Here is a 20,905-nt window from a genome sequence, read left to right as displayed (position 1 = left end):
GCGTGTACGGGACCGCGCGCGGCACCTCGTACGGCTACTCGCTCCACGAAGTGGAGGTGTACGGCAGCCTGGACGACACCCCGCCGCCCACCGGCGCGTTCACCGTCGTCGCCGCCGGGGACATCGCCGCGCAGTGCACCGCCTCCGACAGCTCCTGCGCCCACCCGAAGACCGCCGCGCAGGCCCAGCGGATCAACCCGAAGTTCTATCTGACGATGGGCGACAACCAGTACGACGACGCCCGCCTCTCCGACTACCGCGCGTACTACGACAAGACCTGGGGCGCGTTCAAGTCCAGGACCCGCCCGGTACCCGGCAACCACGAGACCTACGACCCGGCGGGGGCCCTGGCCGGCTACAAGTCCTACTTCGGCGCCCTCGCCTACCCCCAGGGCAAGCCGTACTACAGCTATCCTCGCCGTCGCCGTCGTCCTCCTCGCCGCCGGTGCCGTCGCCTACACCCTGCGGGCCGCCGACCGCGCCGGCGCCGGTGGGCGCCCGGCCGTGGCCGCCGACCCGGCGTTCACGATCGTCGGCCCCCGGCTGTACGTCCGCGACGGCCGGAGCGGCCGCCTCGCCCACCAGAGCCTGGTCGGGCGAGGGGCGCAGCGCGCGACCGGCGGCCCCCGCTGCGACCGCTTCTACGCGGCCGGCCCGGCCGCGCTGTGCCTCCAGCGCCGCCCCGGCGTGCCGCCGCGCTCCTACGCCCTCGTCCTCGACCGGAACCTGCGCGAGACCCGCCGGATCGCCGTACCGGGGATCCCCAACCGCGCCCGGGTCTCGGCGTCCGGGCGAATGCTCTCCTGGACGACCTTCGCGACGGGCGACTCGTACGCCACGTCCTCCTTCTCCACCCGTACGTCGATCCTGGACCTTCGCACCGGATACCTGGTCAAGAACATGGAGCAGATCCCGCTCACCCTCGACGGCCGTCGTCACTTCGCGCCGGACATCAACTACTGGGGTGTCACCTTCGCCCGTGACGACAACCGCTTCTACGCGACCGTGTCGACCGCCGGCCGGACGTATCTCGTCGAGGGCGACATGAGGAAGTGGTCGGCGCGCGCCCTGCGCGAGAACGTCGAATGCCCCTCCCTCTCACCCGACAACACCCGTGTCGCGTTCAAGAAGAAGGTCTCGGACGATCCGGCCGCGCCCTGGCGGCTGTACGTACTGGACCTGCGCACCATGAAGGAGCACCCGCTCGCCGAATCCCGCAGCGTCGACGATCAGGCCGCGTGGCTCGACGACCGGACGCTCGCGTACGGGGTCGACGGGGGAGTGTGGAGCGTCCCGGCGGACGGCTCCGGCCAACCGGGCCTCCGCGCGTCCGGCGCGTCCTCACCCACCCCCGTCGATTGACTCGGCAGACGGTGCCGTCGCCGGCGGGCCGGGCCTCCCACGAGGGACGGCCCCACGTGGCGAGCTGCCGCCTCCCGAGCGTCCGGGCCGCGCCCGCTCCCGCCTACTCGCCGGAGGTTTCCGGGCGCGGCGTACCCCGGCGCATCACCCCGCGCAGCGTGAGGGCCGCCAGTGGCAGGAGGAGCGCCGCCGCGACCACGTTCAGCCAGCCGTAACTCGCGCGGGCGACGATCAGCCCGGCCGCCGCGCCGCCGAGGCCCGCCGCCGTGTTGCTGATGAGGTCGGACAGGCCTTGTGCGGCGGCCCGGGCGGCCTGCGGCACCGAGTCCGTGAGCAGCGCCGAGCCGGAGACCAGACCCGCGGACCAGCCGAGACCGAGGAGGAAGAGACCGACGGCTGTCTGGCCGTGTCCTGCGCCCGCCGTGCCGGCGAGCAGCGCTGCGCAGGTCAGCAGTCCCACCGCAAGGCCGATGACCGCCGGCCGGCCGAGCCGGTCCGACAGCCGGCCCATCACCGGCGAGAACGCGTACATGCCCGCGATGTGACCGCTGATCACCAGGCCGATCAGCTGGATCCCGGCCCCGTGGTGGCTGAGCGCGACCGGGGTCATCGACATGATCGACACCATCGCCGTGTGCGACACGGCGACGGTGACCAGGGCGAGCCGGGCGCGCGGCGACTCCCGTACGGCGCGCACGCCCGCCCGCAGCGAGCGCCCGGCCTTGGAGCCGTCGTCGGCGGGGCCGGCCAGAGCACGCGCGGTGAGCAGGGGGTCCGGTCGCAGGAGTACGGACACCATGACGGCGGAGACGAGGAACACCCCGGCCGCCCAGAGGAACGGTCCGGCGGCCGGCGGGATGCCGAGCCCCGCGACCGAACGGCCCGCGGGCCCGGCGATGTTCGGACCGAGGACCGCGCCGATCGTGGTGGCCCACACCACGGTGGAGATCGCCCGGGCGCGCCGCTCGGGCTGCGCGAGGTCCGCCGCCGCGAACCGCGCCTGCAGGTTCGCGGACGAGCCGGCACCGAACCCGGCCATGCCGGCCAGCAGCAGCGGGAAATTGCCGAGGACCGCTCCCAGGACCACCACCACGGCCCCGAGCGCGCCCACCAGATAGGCGAGCACCAGCCCGGGCCGCCGGCCCCGGGCCGTCATCAGCGCGGCCAGCGGCATGGACAGCAGCGCCGTGCCGGCGACCGTGGCGGTCGGCGCGAGCCCCGACAGCGCCTCCGTCCCGCTGATCTCCTGCGCCAGGACGGTGGCGAGAGCGATTCCGGTGGCCACTCCCAGCCCGCCGAGGATCTGACTGGCGACGAGCACGGCCGTGATGCGCCGTCGCAGCGCGGGCAGCTCCTCCGCCGTGACGGACGGCGCCCCGGCCTTGGCCGTCGGTATCGGTGCGGAGGAATCGGGAGCGTCAGGGTGCGTAGTCACCGAGGCAGTGTGTCAGTCCTTACGAGGGTGCGGAATGTCCTCCGCCCGTAGCCCGAGCCACAGAGGTGCGGGGGCGGCCGGGGGTGCGGGGGCGGTCCGGACCGTGACCTCGGGGCAGCGGCTCGGCGTCCGGGAAGGGTCCGGTCAAGACCCGCTGCGCCGCCCGCAACCGGTCGGGAGGCCGGCGAGCAGCACGGGCGTGACCCCGACCGGACCGACCGCGGACCCCGGTCCGGGCCGCGCCTGGAACATTCGGGCCGCGCCTAGAACAGCGGCTGCGGCAGCACCCCCTCCAGCCCCAGCAACTGCCGCTTCGTCTCCAGCCCGCCGCCGAAGCCCCCGAGTCCCCCGTCGCTCTCCACCACGCGGTGGCAGGGCACCACGACCGGCAGTGGATTGGCCCCCATCGCCGCACCCACGGCCTGCGCCGCCCGGGGCTGTCCCACCCGCTCGGCCAGCTCGCCGTACCCCACCACCGTGCCGTACGGCACGCCCGCCGCCAGCTCGCGCAGCACCTGCCGGTTGAAGCCGGTCGTCAGGGACCAGTCCAGCGGCAGCTCGAAGTCCCGCAGTTCCCCCGCGAAGTAGGCCTCGATCTGGCGTATGGGCTCGGCCGCGCGGCCCGCAGGGTTCTCGACGAGCTCGCCGCCCAGCTGCGCCGACAGCCTTCCGAGCGCCTTGTCCCGGACCGCGGCGTGGGCGTGGAAATACACGCTCACCAGCCCCTCGTCCGTCGCGGCGAGGAGCAGCGGCCCGATGTCCGTGCCGAGGGTGGCCCACTCGATGCTCTTCATGCGGACCACCGTACGGCCGCCCACTGACACCACCCCCTGCCCGCCCGGCCGGGGGCTCAGCCAAGGGCGTCCCGCACCACGTCGGGGTTGTTGGTGATGATCCCGTCCACGCCGTAGTCGGCCACCCTCCGCGCGCCCTCCGCGTCGTTGACCGTCCAGGTGATGACCCGCAGCGGCAGACCGTGCGCGCCCTTGAGCCGGTGGACGGCCGCCACGTAGGCGCCGCCGATCGTGGTGTGCGAGGGGTTGATCCGGTCGGTGAACCGCGCGTAGGCGGGCAGCTCGCCGAGCGGGGGTGTTCCGAGGAATCCGGTCGTGACGTCGGGCCGCTGCGCGTGGACCGCCTTGACGCTGTCCGCGCCGAAGCTCTGGATCACCAGCCGGTACCTGACGTGCCCCCCGTCCAGCCAGCCACGCTCGTCGAGTACGCGCAGTGTGTCCCGTTCGATCCCGGGATACAGCTCGGGCTTCTTGATCTCCAGGAGAAGACTCTGATCGTTGCGGTCGACCTGGTCCAGGTACTGCGCGAGCGTCGGCACCCGTGCCCCGGCCCACCTCTCGCCGAGCCAGCCGCCCGCGTCGAGCGTGGCGATCTCCGCGGCGGTGAAGTCCCGGACCTTCCACGGCGAACGCCCGGGGAAGCGTTGCTCCACATCGGTGGTCCTGGCCAGGCTGTCGTCGTGGATGACGACCAGGGTCCCGTCCTTGGTGCGCTGCACGTCGTTCTCCACCCAGGCGAAACCCATCTCGGCGGCCAGGTCGATCGCCGCGAGCGTGTTCTCGGGGGCGTACGCCGAAGCGCCCCGGTGGGCGAGGACGAGCGGCCTGTCGTACTCGGCCGGCCTGGTCCCGGAACCGGGGCTCGGGGAGCTGGAGGCCGCGGGAGTCGTGGAGACCCCGCCGGGCGCGAACAGGGCGCCTGCGCCCAGGAGCGTGGCGGCCGCGGCGGCGGCGGAACGGAGGGCGGGGCGGACCAGGGGGAAGCGGAGCAGTGAGGAGGAGTGGGCGCGGGGGGAGCGGACGGCGGTGGGGCGCAGGGACACGGGAACTCCTCGCGTCATGTGGTCCCGGATGGCTCCGAGAGTGGCAGTACGTGGCCAACAGGTGACGGACAGAGGATGGCCACGGCGGGAACGGCGGCGGCCCGGAGAGCCTCAGGGCGCAGTATCCCTGTCGACAAAACGACCCGCACGCGTTGGCTCGGGAGCCCACGCGCCATAATCTCGCCGGGGACGACCGGGGAAACAGGGCGGCGAGGACGTGAGGCCATGCAGGGCACGGTGGACGGATTCAGCTACGGCCTGGTGACCCCCGTGGCCGCCTACCTCATGGCCTGTCTCGGCGGCGCGCTCGGCCTGCGCTGCACCATCAGATCCCTCCGGACCCACGGCTCCTTCAAACCCGGCTGGCTGGCCCTCGGCGCCACGTCCATAGGCAGCGGCATCTGGACGATGCACTTCATCGCCATGATGGGCTTCACCGTCCAGGAGACCCCCCTCACCTACGACCGGCCGATCACCTTCGCCAGCCTCGGCGTCGCGATCGTGATGGTCGGCATCGGCATCTTCATCGTCGGCTACCGGGGCGCGACCCCGCTGGCCCTGGTCACCGGAGGCACCATCACCGGTCTGGGGATCGCCACCATGCACTATCTGGGCATGGCCGGCATGCGGCTCCAGGGGCAGGTCGAGTACGACACCCTCACCGTCGCCCTGTCCGTGGTCATCGCGGTCGTGGCGGCCACCTCGGCGCTCTGGGCCGCCGTCTCCGTACACGGCTTCCTGGCGAGTCTGGGCGCGAGCTTGGTGATGGGCCTCGCGGTGAGCGGCATGCACTACACGGCCATGGCCGCGGTCAGCGTCCACCTGCACGGGGCCGCCCCCGCCGGCAGCGGCGACACCGCCGCGGGGCTCATCGCCCCGATGCTGGTCGGCCCCGCGGTCTTCCTGCTGGTCGCCGCCGTGGTCGTGATGGTCGATCCGCTGCTGGTGACGGGGGACCGGCGCGATCCCCCTCGTGCGGACCTCCGCCCCGGGGTCCCCGCGCAGCGCCGGCCCCAGGCGTACGGAGAGCCCGCCAACTGGTCGGCGTCCCGCTCCGCCGGCCGCTCCGGGAGCCGCGTCCTCGGCCGCGCCTCACGCCGCGCCGACCAGCGCCCGCGCGACTACTGACGGGGCCGCCGGAGCGCCGCCGCGGCCCGGAAGCGACGTCCGCGCGGGCGATCGCCACCCGACTGTCAGTGGGGGGTCGTACGGTGGTTGCATGCGGCCCGTTTCCAAGATCGAACGCACGGTGGCGCCTTTCGAGGTCGTCAGCCCCTACCAGCCCAGCGGCGACCAGCCGGCGGCCATCGCCGACCTGGAGCGACGCATCCGCGCGGGTGAGAAGGACGTCGTCCTGCTCGGCGCCACCGGCACCGGCAAGTCGGCGACCACCGCCTGGATGATCGAGAAGCTCCAGCGCCCCACCCTGGTGATGGCGCCGAACAAGACGCTGGCCGCTCAGCTGGCCAACGAGTTCCGGGAGCTCCTGCCGAACAACGCCGTCGAGTACTTCGTCTCGTACTACGACTACTACCAGCCCGAGGCGTACGTCCCTCAGTCGGACACCTACATCGAGAAGGACTCCTCGATCAACGAGGAGGTGGAGCGCCTGCGCCACTCGGCGACCAACTCCCTGCTGACCCGCCGGGACGTCGTCGTGGTCGCCTCCGTCTCCTGCATCTACGGCCTCGGCACGCCGCAGGAGTACGTGGACCGGATGGTCCCCCTCAAGGTCGGCGAGGAGATCGACCGCGACCAGCTGCTGCGCCGCTTCGTCGACATCCAGTACACCCGCAACGACGTGGCGTTCGCGCGCGGCACCTTCCGGGTCCGGGGCGACACCATCGAGATCTTCCCGGTCTACGAGGAGCTGGCCGTCCGGATCGAGATGTTCGGCGACGAGATCGAGGCGCTGTCCACGCTCCACCCGCTCACCGGCGAGGTGATCAGTGAGGACCGCGAGCTGTACGTCTTCCCCGCCAGCCACTACGTCGCCGGCCCCGAGCGCATGGAGAAGGCGGTCAACGGCATCGAGCGCGAGCTGGAGGAGCGCCTCGCCGAGCTCGACAAGCAGGGCAAGCTCCTGGAGTCCCAGCGGCTGCGCATGCGCACGACGTACGACATCGAGATGATGCGGCAGATCGGCTCCTGCTCCGGCATCGAGAACTACTCGATGCACTTCGACGACCGCGAGCCCGGCTCCGCCCCCAACACCCTCCTCGACTACTTCCCCGAGGACTTCCTCCTCGTCATCGACGAGTCGCATGTCACCGTCCCGCAGATCGGCGCCATGTACGAAGGCGACGCCTCCCGCAAGCGGACCCTCGTCGACCACGGCTTCCGCCTGCCGTCCGCCCTCGACAACAGGCCGCTGAAGTGGGAGGAGTTCCAGCAGCGGATCGGCCAGACGGTCTATCTCTCCGCCACCCCCGGACAGTACGAACTCTCCCGTGGCGACGGTTTCGTCGAGCAGATCATCCGCCCCACCGGTCTCGTCGACCCCCAGGTCGTCGTCAAGCCCACCGAGGGCCAGATCGACGACCTCGTGCACGAGATCCGGCTGCGCACCGAGAAGGACGAGCGGGTCCTGGTCACCACGCTCACCAAGAAGATGTCCGAGGACCTCACGGACTACTTCCTCGAACTGGGCATCCAGGTCCGCTATCTGCACAGCGATGTCGACACCCTGCGCCGCATCGAGCTGCTGCGTGAACTGCGCTCCGGCGAGTACGACGTCCTCGTCGGCATCAACCTGCTCCGTGAGGGTCTCGACCTGCCCGAGGTGTCCCTGGTCGCCATCCTCGACGCCGACAAACAGGGCTTCCTGCGCTCCGGCACCTCCCTGATCCAGACCATCGGCCGCGCGGCGCGCAATGTCTCGGGCCAGGTCCACATGTACGCGGACACGGTCACCCCGGCGATGGAGAAGGCCATCGACGAGACCAACCGCCGCCGGGAGAAGCAGATCGCGTACAACACGGCCAACGGCATCGACCCGCAGCCGCTCCGCAAGAAGATCAACGACATCGTCGCGACCATCGCCCGCGAGGAGATCGACACCGAGGAGCTCCTCGGCACCGGCTACCGCCAGGCGAAGGACGGCAAGGGAGCCAAGGCGCCCGTGCCGTCGCTGGGCGCGCACGCCGCCAAGCGTGGCAGGGCCGCGAGCAAGGGCGAGATCGTCAGCGACCGCCCCGCCACCGAACTGGCCGGAATCATCGAGGAGATGACGGACCGGATGCGGGCCGCGGCCGCCGAGCTGCAGTTCGAGGTCGCCGCGCGGCTGCGCGACGAGGTCGGCGAACTGAAGAAGGAGCTGCGCCAGATGAGGGAGGCGGGGCTCGCCTGACGCCGGGGAGCCGGTGCTGTGTTGCAAGACCGACACAAAAACCGACCGTACCTGCTGCGGTGTCAGTGGCCCTGCGTAGGGTGCTGCCAACCGCATGCGGAGAGACGCCCGCGGGGGATCGCAACGAGAGGGGACAGCGCGTGACGGTCAATATGACCAAGGGTCAGGCCATCAGCCTGGAAAAGCGGGGCGGGGGCACCCTTACCGCGGTACGGATGGGGCTCGGCTGGCAGGCGGCCCCGCGCCGCGGCCTGTTCGGCTCCCGCACCCGGGAGATCGACCTGGACGCGTCAGCGGTGCTGTTCGCCGACAAGCAGCCGGTGGATGTGGTCTTCTTCCGCCACCTCGTCAGCGATGACGGCTCGGTGCGCCACACCGGGGACAACCTCGTGGGCGGCGCGGGCCAGGGCGGCGACGACGAGGCGATCCTCGTCGACCTGCCCCGGGTCCCGGTCCACATCGACCAGATCGTCTTCACGGTGAACTCCTTCACCGGCCAGACGTTCCAGGAGGTGCAGAACGCCTTCTGCCGCATCGTCGACGAGACGAACGGCCAGGAGCTCGCGCGCTACACCCTGGACGGCGGCGGCCAGTACACCGCGCAGATCATGGCGAAGGTGCACCGCGACGGAGCCGGCTGGAAGATGACGGCCCTGGGCAACCCGGCCAACGGGCGCACCTTCCAGGACCTGATGCCGGCGATCCTGCCGCACCTGTAGGACGGCCCACGCCGTACACGCAGCTCCCGGAGGCGGCAGGCCGCCGGGAGCTGCGCTGCTCGACCGACGAACGAGGGGGACAGAGGCGATGACGGCCGAGCTGGTCCGGGGGCAGAACCACCCCCTGCCGCACACCCGACTGGAGATCCGGGTCTCGGCGGGCCATCCGGTGGTTGCCGGCGCCACCCTCGGCGACGAGGACGGCACGGTGGCCGGCCCCGAATGGATCGCCCACCCCGGCTCACCGGCGCTGCCCGGGATCGAGGTTTCCCAGCAGGCCGCCGCCGACCACCGGCTCGCCCTGGACCTCGGCGCGCTGCCCGGGGGCGTCCACCGCGTGACCGTCCTGCTCGCCCTGCCCGTGGGGGTCGGCGGCCCGGTCCGCTTCGGCGACGTCGCCGCGCCCTTCGTGGCGGTCACCGGTCTCGACGGCGACGAGGTCGCCACATACACGATCACCGGCCTGACCGCCGAGTCCGCCGTCGTCGCCATGGAGCTGTACCGCCGTCAGGGCGCCTGGAAGGTCCGCGCGGTCGGCCAGGGGTACGACGGCGGGCTCGCCGCGATGCTCCAGGACCAGGGCGTGGAGCGGTCCGCCGAGATCGCGACGACCATTCTGGAGGCGGTGGCCCGGGGGATGGCCCGATCGGTCTCGGCGCCTCCTCCGCGCGTCCCGGAGGCGGACCGGGTCCGCCACTCCGCGCCGGTCGCGGGCTCCGACCACCAGGGCGGACGGCCGGGCGGCGCGGCCGGACAGAACACCCAGCCCCTGCCCGCGCAGCCGGCCGTCGGGCCGTCCGACGCCGCCACGGTCCCCGCGGACGTTCCCGAGCCCGCTTCCGCACCGGGTGGCATCGACTACGCGCACCCGCGCCGCCAAGCCGCCGCGCCTCCGACGCCGCCGCCCACCGTGCCGCCCGCGCCCCCCGGGCAGCCGCCCGTGCCGGTCGCCGGCGACGCCACCGGCTGGTCCATGGACGAGCGGCTCTACAACCAGGTCTGGGGCATGTTCGAGGACCTGGCCCGCACCACCGCCGCGTACCGCAGTGCCCTCGACTTCGCCGAGTCCCGGATGGACCAGGAGCTCGACCGCGTTCTGTCCGATCCGCGCAGCCGCATCGGCACCAGCGGGGACGAGGCCCGCGCGGCGGCCCGCGCCAAGCACGACGAGCTCACCGAGCGCGCCCGCGAGGCCCTGGACCGCGATCTCGCGCAGCTGGCCGCCGAGGCCGGGGTCGTCGAGCCGGCGCTCCCGGCTCCGTACGCCCGGTGGGACAATCCGGTCTGGCACGCCTACCGCGTTCCCATGGAGATCCCGATGGCGCTGCGCCTCGGCGATCTCCACCTCCCCGAGTGCCCGGATCTGCGGATCCCGATGCTCGTACGGCTCCCGCTGGAGCGCGGGCTGTGGGTGGACAGCGGACGCGGCCACTCCGAGGCGGCCGCCTTCATGGACGAGGCCCAGCTGCGCCGGCTCGCCATGGACACGGCCGTCTCCCATGCCGCGCGGCTGCTCGCGGTCTACCCGGCTGGTGAGTTCACCGTCCATGTCATCGACCCGGCCGGTTCCGCGACCGCCTCACTGGCCCCCCTCACCGACGCCGGCGTGCTTGACGGCCCTCCGGCCTCGGGCGCGGCCGGCGTCGCGGCGGTGCTGGCCAAGCTGACCGAGCGGATCGATCTGGTGCAGATGGCGATCCGCGCGGGCGCCGCCGACTCGCTGCCGCCCGGCCCGGACACCGCCGAGCAGCTGCTGATCGTCAACGACTTCCCGCACGGCTTCGACGACCGCTGCGTCACCCAGCTCCGCTATCTCGCCGACGAGGGCCCCGCCGTCGGCGTCCATCTGATGATGGTCGCCGACCGGGAGGACGCCTCGGCCTACGGCCCGGTCCTCGATCCGCTGTGGCGCTCCCTGCTGCGCATCACCCCCGTCCCCGACGACCACCTCGCCGATCCTTGGGTGGGGCACGCCTGGACGTATGAGCCGGCGGTTCCCCCGCCGGGCAGTCAGGTCCTCCGCCAGGTTCTGGCGCAGGTCGCCGAGGCCCGTCGGGTATGGGGCCGCTGACCTGGCTATTTGAGCTCCCTTTACCCTCGTCTTTACCGTTTCTTGGTTCTTCCGGTAATGTACTTGGTGCGGAGGGGAGTACTCCCGACTGCGGCGTACCCGTCAATACGGACAGACGAATCGGTCTGATCCCGGGGCGCCGGCCCGGACCACCGGGCGGAAGAGACCTCCGGCAGCGACGACGCTGATCACGAGCCGTACGACGCCGGAGGCGCAGTGGACGTTTCAATGACCCTGTGGGTGCTGACCATTCTTGGTCTGTCCGCCCTGATCGCTATCGACTTCCTCATCGGGCGCAAGCCCCATGACGTGTCGATCAAGGAGGCCGGTACCTGGACGGTCGTCTGGATCGTCCTCGCCGCCCTCTTCGGGCTCGGCCTGCTGTTCTTCGGCGACAGTCGGGCGTCCGGCGAGTTCTTCGCCGGCTTCATCACCGAGAAGTCGCTCAGTGTCGACAATCTCTTCGTCTTCGTCCTGATCATGGCGAAGTTCTCGGTGCCGTCCCACCTCCAGCAGCGGGTGCTGCTGATCGGTGTCCTGATCGCCCTCGTCCTGCGCGCCGTCTTCATCGCCGCGGGCGCCGCGATCATCGCCAGCTTCGCCTGGGTCTTCTACATCTTCGGCGCGTTCCTCATCTTCACCGCCTGGAAGCTCATCCAGGAGGCACGCAGCGACGAGGGCGAGGAGGAGTTCGAGGAGAACCGTCTCCTCAAGTCCATCGAGAAGAAGTTCGGCGTCGCCGACAAGTACCACGGCACCAAGCTCTTCCTCCAGGTCAACGGCAAGCGGGTGCTGACGCCGCTGATGGTCGTCATGCTCGCGATCGGCACCACCGACGTGCTGTTCGCCCTTGACTCCATCCCGGCGATCTTCGGCCTCACGCAGGACCCGTACATCGTCTTCACCGCCAACGCCTTCGCCCTGATGGGTCTGCGCCAGCTGTACTTCCTCATCGGCGGTCTGCTGAAGAAGCTGGTCCACCTCAGCTACGGCCTGTCGGTGATCCTCGGCTTCATCGGAGTGAAGCTGGTCCTGCACGCCCTGCACGAGTCGGGGGTGCACGTCCCGGAGATCTCCATCCCGTTCTCGCTCGCCGTCATCTGCGGCGTCCTGGTCATCACCACGATCACCAGCCTGATCGCCTCCAAGAAGCAGGCGGAGCGCGAAGCCGCCGAGGAGACCAGCAAGGCGGGCGTCGACGCCTGACGCGGCACGAACACACGCACCGGGGCCGGTGCGGGCGGCAGATCACCGCCCTGCACCGGCCCCGGTGCGTCCAGGTCCCGGATTCACACCGGCGCGACCTCCCGGGGCTCGGCCCCGGCCCGCGCCGGCAGGGTCTCCGGCAGCAGCGCGAAGCACCCCAGACTCAGCAGCGCCACGACCGTCAGATAGGCCGCCACTCCCCACGGCGGCCCGCTGCCCCCCGAGGCCGCCGTCGCCACGATCGGGGTCAGCGCACCGCCCAGGACGCCCGCCAGGTTGTAACCGACGGCCGCCCCCGTGCAGCGCACCTTCGGCTCGTACAGCTCGGGCACGTACGCCCCCACCACCGAGAACATGGTGATGAACGCGAGCATCGAGCCCAGGAAACCGAGGAACATCAGCACCGGCTCGGCGGTGTGCAGCAGCGCCACCATCGGGAACATCCACAGCGCCGATGCCGCACACCCCGCCAGACACAGGGGCCGCCGCCCGTAGCGGTCGGCCAGCATCGCGGCGAACGGCGTCACCGCGCCCTTGATCGCCACCGCCGCCATGATGCAGACCAGCATCACCGTGCGGCTCACCCCCAGACGCTCGGTGCCGTACGCCAGCGCCCAGGTCGACACGGCGTAGAACACCGCGTAGCCGACCGCGAGCGCCCCGGCAGTCAGCAGCACCAGCCGCCAGTGGCCGCGCGCCACCTCCGCCACCGGCGCGCTCGCCCGGCCGCCCGACGCGGCCAGCTCCGTGAACTGCGGCGTCTCCTTCAGCGACGACCGCAGCAGCAGCCCGCCGGCGGCCAGCAGCCCGGCCGCCCAGAACGGCACCCGCCAGCCCCACTCACGGAACTGGGCGTCCGTCAGCCCCGCCGACAGCGCCAGCATCACCCCGTTCGCGAGCAGGAACCCGACCGGGGGACCGATCTGCGGAAAGCTCGCCCACAGCGCCCGCCGCCGCTCCGGGGCGTGCTCGGCGGTGAGGAGGACCGCACCCCCCCACTCGCCGCCGAGGCCGAGACCCTGGAGGAACCGCAGCACCAGGAGCAGCACGGGCGCGGTGACGCCCAGCGTCGCGTACGAGGGGACGAAGCCCACCGCGACCGTGGCGAGGCCGGTCAGCAGCAGCGACGCGAACATGACGGGCCGCCGCCCGTGGCGGTCACCGATGTGCCCGAAGAGGGCGGAACCGAGCGGACGCGCGACGAAACCGACGGCGAACGTGCCGAAGGCAGCCAGTGTCCCGGCGACCGGCGAGAACGTCGGAAAGAACAGCGGCCCGAGAACGAGGGCCGCGGCGGTGCCGTACACGAAGAAGTCGTAGAACTCGACGGCGGTCCCGGCGAGCGAGGCGGCGGCCAGTCGCCTCATGGAAGGGGACGGGGGCGGACACGGAGTGTGACTATTGGGCATGTCGCGCCAACTACCCGTGCGGCCCAGCGGTTACGGGGGCGTACGGAAGCGCACGCCCCACCGGCCGCGCCCCGGGGTCACCAGCCCCGTGCGTGCCACTCCGGCAGCTTCGGCCGCTCGTCACCGAGCGTCGTGTCCTTGCCGTGGCCCGGATACACCCATGTCTCGTCCGGAAGCACCTCGAACAGCTTCGTCTCCACGTCGTGGATCAGGCTGGCGAACGCCTCGGGGTCCTTCCAGGTGTTGCCGACCCCGCCCGGGAAGAGGCAGTCACCGGTGAAGACATGAGGGTGGCCGTGCGGGTCGTCGTAGACCAGCGCGATCGAGCCGGGCGTGTGCCCCACCAGATGCCGTGCGGTGAGCTCGACCCGGCCGACCCGGACCGTGTCGCCGTCGGAGAGGAGGACGTCGGTGGGCACCGGGATGCCCTCGGCGTCGTACTCACCGGCATGGGTCCGGGCCCCGGTCGCCGCCACGACCTCCGCCAGCGCCTGCCAGTGGTCGCCGTGGCGGTGGGTGGTGACGACGGACGCGATGCCGTCGTCACCGATCAGCCGGAGCAGCGTCTGCGCCTCGTTGGCCGCGTCGATCAGCAGCTGTTCGCCGGTGGCGCGGCAGCGCAGCAGATAGGAATTGTTGTCCATCGGGCCGACGGCGACCTTCGAAATCATCAGGTCGGCCAGCTCATGCACATCCGCCGGCCCGCCGGCCCTCACCGCACCGCTGTATGTCATGAAGGCAGCGTACTCAGCCGACTACAGAGGCGGCAGCGCGGGCAGCGTGCCGCCCGTGGCCTCCAGGTCCGAGCCGTCGCGGCGGCCGCACAGCCAGCCGAGGAGGTCGGGGGCCGAGCCCCGCACCGCGACCGTCGGGCCCTGCGCGCCGCCGCCCGTGGTCCAGACGCGGCCGTCGTCGCTGGACAGGCCGGTCGACGGTACGTCCTTGTGGTCGCGGAAGCGCTCGCAGAGGAAGTCGATCTCCCGTTCCACGAACTCCGCCGGCAGGTCCTCCAGCTCGTAGCCGACGCCCAGGTCGACATGGTGCAGCTCGACCTCGACGAGGCGGCGGAAGGGGACGCGGGAGGCCCGGTCGGTGACACCGTTGCGGAGTTCCACGGTCCGGTCCCAGTCGGCCGGGACGCGGCCCTCCGCGTCGAAGCCAGCGGCGGTCTCGCGTACGTCGTCGAGCTGGGCGTCGAGCGGCCTGGGCGCGTCGCGCTCGATGTCGGCGTCGCGCGTCGCGGCGTCGGCGTACATGGGAAGGCCGCGCAGGACGTTCACCAGGGCGTCGGCGTTGCGGGCGACGTGCGCCAGCACATGGCCGCGGGTCCAGCCCGGGAGCCGTGACGGCTCACCCACCGAAGCGTTGTCCAGCTTGGCGGCTGCGCTGAGGAGCCGCTCGGTCGCTTCCCGTACAGAAGCCAGGTCATGCACGTGGTCGATCATGGCGCCGACGATAGCGCTGCCACTCATTCGGGTGAAGGTGGCAGAGCGTGGCCGTAAATCGAATGCGCGTGCTATACGCTCGGTGGAGGCATCAGGCATCCTTGGTTGTTGGACTTCATCCTCCGGCGGCCCCCATGGACCCGATACGGCTCACTCGAGCCCGTGCCGATCCAGGACGGGGCTGTGCCCCCGCTTCTCTCAAGAAAGGTGCGGACCGGCGTGGCCGACCGTCTCATCGTTCGTGGCGCTCGCGAGCACAATCTCAAGAACGTCTCGCTCGACCTCCCGCGTGACTCGCTCATCGTCTTCACCGGGCTCTCCGGGTCGGGCAAGTCCTCCCTCGCGTTCGACACGATCTTCGCCGAGGGGCAGCGCCGCTACGTGGAGTCGCTCTCCTCCTACGCCCGCCAGTTCCTCGGCCAGATGGACAAGCCGGACGTGGACTTCATCGAAGGCCTCTCGCCGGCGGTCTCCATCGACCAGAAGTCGACCTCACGCAACCCGCGCTCCACGGTCGGCACCATCACCGAGGTCTACGACTACCTGCGCCTGCTCTTCGCGCGCATCGGCAAGCCGCACTGCCCCGAGTGCAACCGCCCCATCTCCCGCCAGTCGCCCCAGGCCATCGTCGACCGCGTCCTGGAGCTGCCCGAGGGCAGCCGCTTCCAGGTCCTCTCCCCGCTCGTGCGCGAGCGCAAGGGCGAGTTCGTCGATCTCTTCGCCGACCTCCAGACCAAGGGCTACAGCCGCGCGCGCGTCGACGGACAGACCATCCAGCTCAGTGAGCCGCCCACGCTCAAGAAGCAGGAGAAGCACACCATCGAGGTGGTCGTCGACCGCCTCACCGTCAAGGACAGCGCCAAGCGCCGGCTCACCGACTCCGTCGAGACCGCGCTCGGCCTCTCCGGCGGCATGGTCGTCCTGGACTTCGTCGACCTCCCCGAGGACGACCCCGAGCGCGAGCGGATGTATTCGGAGCACCTGTACTGCCCGTACGACGACCTGTCCTTCGAGGAGCTGGAGCCCCGCTCCTTCTCCTTCAACTCGCCCTTCGGCGCCTGCCCCGACTGCACCGGCATCGGCACGCGCATGGAGGTCGACCCCGAGCTGATCGTCCCCGACGAGGACAAGTCGCTCGACGACGGCGCCATCCACCCGTGGTCCCACGGCCACACCAAGGAGTACTTCGGCCGGCTGATCGGCGGGCTCGCCCAGGCCCTCGGCTTCCGCACGGACATCCCGTTCGCCGGACTGCCGCAACGGGCCAGGAAGGCCCTGCTCTACGGTCACAAGACCCAGGTCGAGGTCCGCTACCGCAACCGGTACGGGCGCGAGCGCGCCTACACCACCCCCGCCTTCGAAGGCGCCGTCTCGTTCGTCAAGCGGCGGCACACGGAGGCCGAGAGCGACTCCAGCCGTGAGCGCTTCGAGGGGTACATGCGCGAGGTGCCCTGCCCCACCTGTGAGGGCACCCGCCTCAAGCCGATCGTCCTGGCGGTCACGGTGATGGACAAGTCCATCGCCGAGGTCTCCGCCATGTCCATCAGCGACTGCGCCGAGTTCCTCGGCCGCCTCACGCTGAACGCCCGCGACAAGAAGATCGCCGAGCGGGTCCTCAAGGAGGTCAACGAGCGACTGCGCTTCCTCGTCGACGTCGGCCTGGACTACCTCTCCCTCAACCGGGCCGCCGGCACGCTCTCCGGCGGCGAGGCCCAGCGCATCCGGCTCGCCACCCAGATCGGCTCCGGCCTGGTCGGCGTGCTCTACGTACTGGACGAGCCGTCCATCGGCCTCCACCAGCGGGACAACCACCGGCTGATCGAGACCCTCGTCCGGCTCCGCGACATGGGCAACACGCTTATCGTCGTCGAGCACGACGAGGACACCATCAAGGTCGCCGACTGGGTGGTCGACATCGGCCCCGGCGCGGGCGAACACGGCGGAAAGGTCGTGCACTCCGGGTCCCTGAAGGAGCTGCTGGCCAACAAGGAGTCGATGACCGGGCAGTACCTGTCGGGGAAGAAGTCCATCCCGACGCCCGACATCCGCAGGCCCATGGACCCGTCCCGCCGTCTCACCGTGCACGGCGCCCGTGAGAACAACCTGCGCGACATCGACGTGTCGTTCCCGCTCGGGGTGCTCACGGCCGTCACCGGTGTCTCCGGATCGGGCAAGTCCACGCTGGTCAACGACATCCTCTACACGCACCTGGCCCGCGAGCTGAACGGCGCGAAGTCCGTGCCCGGCCGGCACACCCGGGTGGACGGTGACGACCTCGTCGACAAGGTCGTCCACGTCGACCAGTCGCCGATCGGCCGCACGCCCCGCTCGAACCCGGCGACGTACACCGGCGTCTTCGACCACGTGCGCAGGCTCTTCGCCGAGACGATGGAGGCGAAGGTCCGGGGCTACCTCCCCGGCCGGTTCTCCTTCAACGTCAAGGGCGGCCGCTGCGAGAACTGCTCCGGCGACGGCACCATCAAGATCGAGATGAACTTCCTGCCCGACGTGTACGTCCCGTGCGAGGTCTGCCACGGTGCGCGCTACAACCGGGAGACCCTGGAAGTCCACTACAAGGGCAAGTCCATCGCTGAGGTCCTGGACATGCCGATCGAGGAGGCCCTGGACTTCTTCGAGGCCGTCCCGACCATCGCCCGTCACCTGAGGACGCTCCACGAGGTCGGCCTCGGCTATGTCCGCCTCGGCCAGTCCGCGCCGACCCTCTCGGGCGGCGAGGCGCAGCGCGTCAAGCTCGCCTCCGAGCTCCAGAAGCGCTCCACCGGCCGTACGGTCTACGTCCTGGACGAGCCGACCACGGGTCTGCACTTCGAGGACATCTCCAAGCTGATCAAGGTGCTGTCCAACCTGGTCGACAAGGGCAACACCGTGATCGTCATCGAGCACAACCTGGACGTCATCAAGACGGCGGACTGGGTCGTCGACATGGGCCCGGAGGGCGGCAGCGGTGGTGGCCTCGTCATCGCCGAGGGAACCCCGGAAGAGGTCGCGGGCGTCCCGACGAGCCACACCGGCAAGTTCCTGCGGGACATCCTCGACGTGAACCGCATCAGCGACGCGGCCATCCCGGCGGCGCGGAGCCGGTCCAGGGCGGCCGCCAAGAAGACGGTCGCGGCGAAGGCGCCGGCGAAGAAGACGGCGACGGCGAAGACGGTCAAGACCGCGAACTCGACCCCGGTCAAGAAGACGGCCAAGGCCCGCAAGGCCTGAGCGACCAGGGCCCGCAAGGCCTGAGACGTCGGTGTGGCGGGCCGCTCCGGAGCTTCCGGGGCGGCCCGCGACGGCCGTTCGAGGCGGCACGGCGCGGGGGGAGGGCCGGCGCCCGAGGCTTGTCTTTTCGGATCCTGCCGGGCCCCGTCCCCAGGACACTCCTTAGCTGTCCATCTCCGACGCGTACGGCGGCTCCGCCCCCGCGCGCGAGCAGGTCACCGCGGCCGCCCGCGCCGCGTACGACAGCAGGTCCCGCCAGGCCGATGCGTCCAGGGCGCCGGCGTCACGTCCCGCCAGCCCGTGCAGCAGCGCCGCGTTCACCGTGTCGCCCGCGCCGATCGTGTCCACGACGCGCACCGGGGCCGCTGTCACCGTCACCGTCACCTGCCGGGTCACCACCGTCAGCCCCGCCGCGCCCCGTGTCAGCACCACCGCAGACGGGCCCCTGGTGAGCCACTCCTCGGGTGAGCCGCCCAGCCACCGCGCGTCCTCCTCGGACAGCTTCAGCAGCGACACGGACGGCAGCCAGCTCCTGAACCGCGTCCGGTACGCCTCCGCGTCCGGGATGAGGCCCGGCCGGACATTGGGATCGAGCAGGGTGAAGACCCCGCGCCCGGACTCCCGCCGCAGCAGTGCCTCGTACGCGCTCGCCCCCGGCTCCAGCACCAGCGAGCACGTGCCGAACGCCATTGACTCCACGCCCTCCGGGAGCCGCTCCGGCAGTGCGAAGCGGCGGTCGGCCGTGCCCTCGGCGTAGAAGCCGTAGCCCGCTGAACCGTCCACGCCGACCGAGGCGACCGCCAGTGTCGTCGGCTCCGGGCCGCGCTGGACGAGGGAGGTCGCCACGCCCGCCGCCCGCAGACCGCCCACCAGCGCCTGCCCAAAGGCATCCGTGGAGACGCGGGAGCAGAAGGCCACCTCGGCGCCGAGGCGGCCGAGCGCCACCGCCGTGTTGTAGGGGCCGCCGCCGAGCCTGGGCACCAGCGGCGGCAGGGGAGCGGCGGACGCCCCCTGCGGGACCAGATCGATCAAGGACTCACCGGCGACGACGATCACGAGCGTGAACGTAGCCCATCGCTCCGGGGCGGAACAGCCCCGCCCCGAGCGCCGCCGTCACCCGCCGGTATCGTCGACGGGGTCACCTCGAAGCGGCGGGCACCTCGCCGCCGCTGACACCCGACAACCGATCCGTACCGTGGAGCTCACATGTCCGGCCAGTCGCCCGCCCGCCGTACCGTGCTGAAAGGCGCAGCCCTCGCCGGAGCGGCCGGGCTGGGCGTCGCCGCCTGCTCCACCGACTCCAAGCTGGGCCATGCCCAGACGCCCACGCCGACCGCGCCGGTGACCCTCGGCGCCCCGGACGAGGTCCCGGTCGGCGGCGCGAAGCTCTACGCCGAGCAGCGTGTGGTGGTGAGCTGCCCGGCGAAGGGCCAGTACAAGGCCTTCAGCGCCCAGTGCACGCACGCGGGCTGCCTCCTCGACAAGGTCGAGGGCACGGAGGGGAACTGCCCCTGCCACGGCAGCCGCTTCGACGTCACCACCGGCAAGGCGCTGCACGGCCCGGCGACCGTGCCGTTGCCCGAGGTCCCGGTCGTCGTCAAGGACGGCAAGCTGGTGGCCGGCCCGGACGCGTAGCCGCCGTCGCCCGGCGCCTGGAGCAGACGCCGCCCAGGCCTTCACGCCAGGTCTTCACCCTCCGGCCTTCACCGCCAGGTCTTCCCTCGGGCCTTCACTCCCAGGCCCAGTCGATCCCCAGGATTCCCGGTCGTACGCCCTGCTCCACCAGGTGCACGGTGCGGTGCCGACCACTGAGCGTCAGGTCGGCGCGGGCGCCGCGCGGTGCCCCCGCCGACACCTGCGCGAAGCGCCGGCACCGCACCGGTAGCGCCGTCTCGTCGAACCTGACCTGCAGCACGTACTGGCCGCCCGCGAAGCTGAACCCGCGCACGTACTCCGTGCTCGCCCCGGCCGTCCCGTCCTCGAAGCCGTACGAGAAGAGAAAGGTCTCCCCGGCCCGCAGCCGGGCGTCGAAGAGCAGCTCCGCGACGACGACCCCGGTCTCGCCGTGTCGGCGGACCCGGCCGGTCCGGCAGTTCTCCACGGCCCGCACCTCCACCCGCGACGGGTCGCAGCCCGGGTCCCCGTGGTGGATGGCGAGGTAGCGGTCGACGCCGTCCCGGTGGGCGCGCACCAGATGCTGCGATTCGCGTCCCACTAGCTCGCGCCGCGCCCCGATCCGTACCCGCTCCTGGTGGCCCACCGTGTGCAGCCCGCCGTCCACCGGGGACTCCAGCTCGGCGAGGAGCTGCTCGACGGCGCCCGACGCCTCCACCAAGGAGCGGTACGAACGGGTCGCGGGCCGCTCCACCTCGGGGCGCCCGCCCTCCCCGGTGAGCAGCCGCAGCAGCGAGTTCTCGGGGAGCTGGAGCACCTCCTCAAGGGCGCGCACGGCCTTCAGGGACTCGGGCCGCTGGGGGCGCCGGGCGCCCTGCTGCCAGTAACTCAGGCTGGTCACCCCCACCTTGACGCCCCGGTGCGCCAGATGGTGCTGGACCCGCTGGAGGGGGAGCCCGCGCGCCGCCAGCGCCGTGCGCAGCGCCAGATGGAACGGCCCGGTGTGCAGGACCTGCACCAGATCGGCCTCGGTGTGCCCCATGGGGACTCCTCAGTGAACGTTCACGACTGGCCGGCGTGACGCTGCGCCGCTGAGGGTGGTGGTGCAGGTGAGCCGGGGGTGACTGTTCACACGGTGGTTGAACCGTTCACAGTGTGATGTCACCCAGCATTGAAGCGTGTTGACCTGCTCCCGACAACGCCTGATGCTCCTCACCAGCGTCCGGACGC

17 protein-coding genes are annotated in these 20,905 nt (G+C 71.5%); 8 read left to right on the top strand and 9 right to left on the bottom strand.

Annotated features, from left to right (window positions below; all coding sequences use genetic code 11):
* Nucleotides 1–34 precede the first annotated feature (34 nt).
* Complete coding sequence (locus tag ACZ5VC_RS00860) at nt 35–196, bottom strand: hypothetical protein (protein WP_469118956.1); 162 nt, start codon at nt 194–196, stop codon at nt 35–37.
* 215 nt (nt 197–411) lie between these two features.
* Here ACZ5VC_RS00860 and ACZ5VC_RS00855 point away from each other — a divergent pair, with 215 nt between their 5' ends.
* Nucleotides 412–1,362, top strand: coding sequence for a hypothetical protein (locus ACZ5VC_RS00855; RefSeq protein WP_469118890.1), 951 nt, complete (start codon nt 412–414; stop codon nt 1,360–1,362).
* A gap of 103 nt (nt 1,363–1,465) precedes the next feature.
* On the opposite strand, the gene ACZ5VC_RS00850 is transcribed toward ACZ5VC_RS00855, so the two are convergent.
* The 3 genes from ACZ5VC_RS00850 to ACZ5VC_RS00840 form a co-directional block, all read right to left on the bottom strand.
* Nucleotides 1,466–2,758, bottom strand: a complete 1,293-nt coding sequence (locus ACZ5VC_RS00850; RefSeq protein ID WP_469118889.1) for an MFS transporter — start codon at nt 2,756–2,758, stop codon at nt 1,466–1,468.
* A 302-nt stretch (nt 2,759–3,060) separates the two neighbouring features.
* Complete coding sequence (locus ACZ5VC_RS00845) at nt 3,061–3,591, bottom strand: methylated-DNA--[protein]-cysteine S-methyltransferase (protein ID WP_469117997.1); 531 nt, start codon at nt 3,589–3,591, stop codon at nt 3,061–3,063.
* Nucleotides 3,592–3,647: 56 nt separating this feature from the next.
* Complete coding sequence (locus tag ACZ5VC_RS00840; protein ID WP_469118888.1) at nt 3,648–4,568, bottom strand: glycerophosphodiester phosphodiesterase; 921 nt, start codon at nt 4,566–4,568, stop codon at nt 3,648–3,650.
* A 291-nt stretch (nt 4,569–4,859) separates the two neighbouring features.
* Here ACZ5VC_RS00840 and ACZ5VC_RS00835 point away from each other — a divergent pair, with 291 nt between their 5' ends.
* The 5 genes from ACZ5VC_RS00835 (at nt 4,860) to ACZ5VC_RS00815 (ending at nt 11,979) form a co-directional block, all read left to right on the top strand.
* A complete protein-coding gene (locus ACZ5VC_RS00835; protein WP_469117996.1) occupies nt 4,860–5,762 on the top strand; it encodes an MHYT domain-containing protein in 903 nt (300 codons plus the stop codon).
* A 91-nt stretch (nt 5,763–5,853) separates the two neighbouring features.
* Nucleotides 5,854–7,983 carry an excinuclease ABC subunit UvrB gene (uvrB, locus tag ACZ5VC_RS00830; RefSeq protein WP_469117995.1) on the top strand — a complete coding sequence of 710 codons (2,130 nt, stop codon included), beginning with the start codon at nt 5,854–5,856 and terminating at the stop codon, nt 7,981–7,983.
* Between the two features lie 140 nt (nt 7,984–8,123).
* A complete protein-coding gene (locus ACZ5VC_RS00825; protein ID WP_468711160.1) occupies nt 8,124–8,702 on the top strand; it encodes a TerD family protein in 579 nt (192 codons plus the stop codon).
* An 88-nt stretch (nt 8,703–8,790) separates the two neighbouring features.
* A complete protein-coding gene (locus ACZ5VC_RS00820; protein WP_469117994.1) occupies nt 8,791–10,773 on the top strand; it encodes a TerD family protein in 1,983 nt (660 codons plus the stop codon).
* A gap of 216 nt (nt 10,774–10,989) precedes the next feature.
* Nucleotides 10,990–11,979 carry a TerC/Alx family metal homeostasis membrane protein gene (locus ACZ5VC_RS00815; RefSeq protein WP_469117993.1) on the top strand — a complete coding sequence of 330 codons (990 nt, stop codon included), beginning with the start codon at nt 10,990–10,992 and terminating at the stop codon, nt 11,977–11,979.
* Nucleotides 11,980–12,062: 83 nt separating this feature from the next.
* Here ACZ5VC_RS00815 and ACZ5VC_RS00810 read toward each other — a convergent pair whose 3' ends face one another.
* The 3 genes from ACZ5VC_RS00810 to ACZ5VC_RS00800 form a co-directional block, all read right to left on the bottom strand.
* Nucleotides 12,063–13,346: an MFS transporter gene (locus ACZ5VC_RS00810; RefSeq protein WP_469117992.1), complete on the bottom strand. Its 1,284-nt coding sequence runs from the start codon at nt 13,344–13,346 to the stop codon at nt 12,063–12,065.
* Between the two features lie 119 nt (nt 13,347–13,465).
* Nucleotides 13,466–14,122 carry an MBL fold metallo-hydrolase gene (locus tag ACZ5VC_RS00805; RefSeq protein ID WP_469117991.1) on the bottom strand — a complete coding sequence of 219 codons (657 nt, stop codon included), beginning with the start codon at nt 14,120–14,122 and terminating at the stop codon, nt 13,466–13,468.
* A 21-nt stretch (nt 14,123–14,143) separates the two neighbouring features.
* Nucleotides 14,144–14,833, bottom strand: coding sequence for a maleylpyruvate isomerase family mycothiol-dependent enzyme (locus tag ACZ5VC_RS00800; protein WP_469118887.1), 690 nt, complete (start codon nt 14,831–14,833; stop codon nt 14,144–14,146).
* A gap of 219 nt (nt 14,834–15,052) precedes the next feature.
* Here ACZ5VC_RS00800 and uvrA point away from each other — a divergent pair, with 219 nt between their 5' ends.
* Nucleotides 15,053–18,061, top strand: coding sequence for an excinuclease ABC subunit UvrA (gene uvrA, locus ACZ5VC_RS00795; RefSeq protein ID WP_469117990.1), 3,009 nt, complete (start codon nt 15,053–15,055; stop codon nt 18,059–18,061).
* Between the two features lie 162 nt (nt 18,062–18,223).
* Here uvrA and ACZ5VC_RS00790 read toward each other — a convergent pair whose 3' ends face one another.
* Nucleotides 18,224–19,117 carry a carbohydrate kinase family protein gene (locus ACZ5VC_RS00790; RefSeq protein WP_469117989.1) on the bottom strand — a complete coding sequence of 298 codons (894 nt, stop codon included), beginning with the start codon at nt 19,115–19,117 and terminating at the stop codon, nt 18,224–18,226.
* A 150-nt stretch (nt 19,118–19,267) separates the two neighbouring features.
* Here ACZ5VC_RS00790 and ACZ5VC_RS00785 point away from each other — a divergent pair, with 150 nt between their 5' ends.
* Nucleotides 19,268–19,696 (top strand): Rieske (2Fe-2S) protein, encoded by a 429-nt coding sequence (locus tag ACZ5VC_RS00785; RefSeq protein ID WP_468711170.1) that lies wholly within the window; start codon nt 19,268–19,270, stop codon nt 19,694–19,696.
* 94 nt (nt 19,697–19,790) lie between these two features.
* On the opposite strand, the gene ACZ5VC_RS00780 is transcribed toward ACZ5VC_RS00785, so the two are convergent.
* Entirely contained in the window at nt 19,791–20,717 is a 927-nt protein-coding gene (locus ACZ5VC_RS00780) for a hypothetical protein (RefSeq protein ID WP_469117988.1), read from the bottom strand.
* Nucleotides 20,718–20,905: the final 188 nt, after the last annotated feature.

The sequence above is a fragment of the Streptomyces sp. NPDC033174 genome (genome assembly GCF_055577795.1).
Note: the sequence above shows the minus strand (reverse complement) of the source record. Positions and strands in the feature narration are given on the sequence as shown.